This is a genomic window from Roseomonas acroporae, from assembly GCF_023223525.1.
In the GTDB taxonomy this organism is placed as follows: Bacteria; Pseudomonadota; Alphaproteobacteria; order Acetobacterales; family Acetobacteraceae; genus Roseomonas_E; species Roseomonas_E acroporae.
In genome coordinates, this window is record NZ_JALPRX010000200.1 from 1 (window position 1) to 2115 (window position 2115).

4 protein-coding genes are annotated in these 2115 nt (G+C 62.5%); 2 read left to right on the forward strand and 2 right to left on the reverse strand.

Annotated features, from left to right (window positions below):
- Window positions 1-236 precede the first annotated feature (236 nt).
- Together M0638_RS27855 and M0638_RS27860 are read right to left on the reverse strand one after the other, a co-directional pair.
- Window positions 237-551 (reverse strand): hypothetical protein, encoded by a 315-nt coding sequence (locus tag M0638_RS27855; RefSeq protein ID WP_248670212.1) that lies wholly within the window; start codon window positions 549-551, stop codon window positions 237-239.
- 399 nt (window positions 552-950) lie between these two features.
- Window positions 951-1505, reverse strand: coding sequence for a helix-turn-helix domain-containing protein (locus M0638_RS27860; RefSeq protein ID WP_248670213.1), 555 nt, complete (start codon window positions 1503-1505; stop codon window positions 951-953).
- Between the two features lie 87 nt (window positions 1506-1592).
- Between M0638_RS27860 and M0638_RS27865 the strand changes: the two genes are divergently transcribed.
- Complete coding sequence (locus M0638_RS27865; protein ID WP_248670214.1) at window positions 1593-1808, forward strand: helix-turn-helix domain-containing protein; 216 nt, start codon at window positions 1593-1595, stop codon at window positions 1806-1808.
- A gap of 68 nt (window positions 1809-1876) precedes the next feature.
- Window positions 1877-2041, forward strand: coding sequence for a hypothetical protein (locus M0638_RS27870; protein WP_248670215.1), 165 nt, complete (start codon window positions 1877-1879; stop codon window positions 2039-2041).
- The last annotated feature ends 74 nt before the right edge of the window (window positions 2042-2115 follow it).

A 2115-nucleotide genomic window follows, 5' to 3' on the forward strand; every position in this document is an offset into this window, starting at 1 on the left:
GGGGGGGCGGTGGAAGGGAAGCTAAGGGGCGCTCTGCCCAGTGAGGTGCCAAGTCAATCGCTCAACCTCGGCATCCATATCTGCTGATGGAATACCCTCTGGGTCCCTCACGCGCACGTAATCTCCCTCGTTCGTTCTATGGACGGTCCTCCCATTCACTGATGGCCCCGCTGGAGTGAGCCCAAGGTTTCGGATCCTGGCCTTGTAGCGCGCTACATCCGCGGCCAGGTCTGACACTAGAGAGGCGCTCTCAAGTCAGCGGTGACGACAAACTGTACGCCGGCGTCTTGCAGAGATTTGGTGGGCGAGGTGACGGGGTGGAGGAAGCCGGTCCGCTCAACGTTGAGGCCGGAAACGCTGAAGCCTTGGATGGTCAACATCTCCCGGACGCCGGCCTCAATATCCTGCTCCAGCTCGTCCAGGGACTGCCCCCAGGCGGCAAAGCCCTTGAGCCCGTCGCTCTCCGCTGTGAGCGTTCCGGTTTCGACGTTCCGGAATACCTTGATATGGAAGGCTTTTGTGCCAGCATCCTGTGGAATATGCATGTCCATGGGCGGCTCCCTGACCATGACGCAGATCGGGCAGTTTCCTGCCAAAGATCACGTTGACATGCGGGAGAAAGATTGCGGAGCGGTTTCCGTGTGAGCTTGCATGAATTACGCGAGGGGCGAAACCAGACTTCCCGACGACCTCGCTGCAAACTTTCCAAATTCAATTGTTGCGCGAAACGCTGCGTTCAGGAAGCAAGATTGCCGGAAATCGGTGGCGTCCATGTCGCCACTCACCCCCACTTCCATCCGCAACCGCTCATTGCCGCGCCGCACCAACACGGAACCGTGACGGTTGCATGTTGTTGAAACAATTAGCGTTTCACGTTTCGTTCCTGCCATCCTGTCTCCGCCGGCGAGAGGTTCGGTGGAGAAGGAGAGGTGCCCAACCCATGCAGCACGTCAGGAGCTTTCGTGAGCCGGGGAAACCGGCCCCCGCCGAGCCGCCGACCTTTCCTCCCAGGCCGACCCCCAACGATCCGCCCACTCATGGGGAAGACCGCGAAGCTCTCCCAGAAGCACCCAGTCGGCGCTGATGCCGTAGCGCCGGCATAGCTTCGCCACCCCGAACCAATCCGGCTTATTCTGGTTGGTGATCCAGTTCGACATGCGGGACTGGCTCACGCCAATGCTGTCCGCGATGTCGCCTTTCTGGCGGTCGATGGCCTCGACCGCCACCTTCAGGCGCCAAGCCAGGTCCTCGTAGAACTCGATCTCGCGGGGGTCGCTGGGCCTAGGGTCACCTGCACACGACGGAAGGCCAATCACTTCAGCTGGGCATGCGTCTAGGTGGGGAGCGATCTTCTCCGCCCAGTCGCGCGTCATCTTCCTCGTGCCATGCCGCAGTTTGTTGATCTGCTGCTTCGTGGTGCCGACTTTGTCAGCCAGCGCCTGCCCGTCCATGCCGGCGCTGGTCATCAGCTTGTCAAGGCCATTGGGGTAGATCGGTGCGGTCATTGCGGCCGCATTGTCCCCAAATAGGGGACACTTGTCGGGCACCAAGATGTTGACCGCAGGTCCCCAAAGTGGTTACCTTCTGGGACCATGACACTTGTCGAGTACCTAGAGCGCAACGATCTGACCATCGCCGCCTTCGCCCGGCAAGCTGGGCTGAAGTCTCGTCAGCTCGTGCATCGCTACGTGCGGTGTGATCGGTTCCCTCCGCCAGAGGCGTTGAAGAAGATCCGCGACGCTACCGGCGGCGCCGTCACGGCTGATGATTTTGTTAACCAGCATCTCGCTCGGCAGGTGGCGGCGTGAGCGGGTCGGCGGTCGTGGATCCCGATGGGCGCCTGCCCGCGATCGTCGGCGTCGGGTGCGGCGTAGTGGTGGCGGTCTCTGTGTCCATGGCGTTCCTGCTCTACGACCCCCAGGCCCATGCGCGAGAGCGCACCGCTGCCTGCGTCGCGCGCGCCGTCACCCATGGTGCCGAGCTTCCTGATGCGGTCCGGCGCTGCGAGGCGCTGGTCGCTTGGCAGGAGGGGCGGCGGTGAGCGGGTCGGCGATCTTCCCCACGTTCGATCCGCTGTACCTCGACGGTGCCGACTACTGCTTTGGCGTGCCGGGC

What these genes read in the sequence shown, in the direction of transcription:
- M0638_RS27855 (WP_248670212.1), bottom strand. Translation starts at nt 551, where the DNA reads ATGGACATGCATATTCCACAGGATGCTGGCACAAAAGCCTTCCATATC.
- M0638_RS27860 (WP_248670213.1), bottom strand. Translation starts at nt 1,505, where the DNA reads ATGACCGCACCGATCTACCCCAATGGCCTTGACAAGCTGATGACCAGC.
- M0638_RS27865 (WP_248670214.1), top strand. Translation starts at nt 1,593, where the DNA reads ATGACACTTGTCGAGTACCTAGAGCGCAACGATCTGACCATCGCCGCC.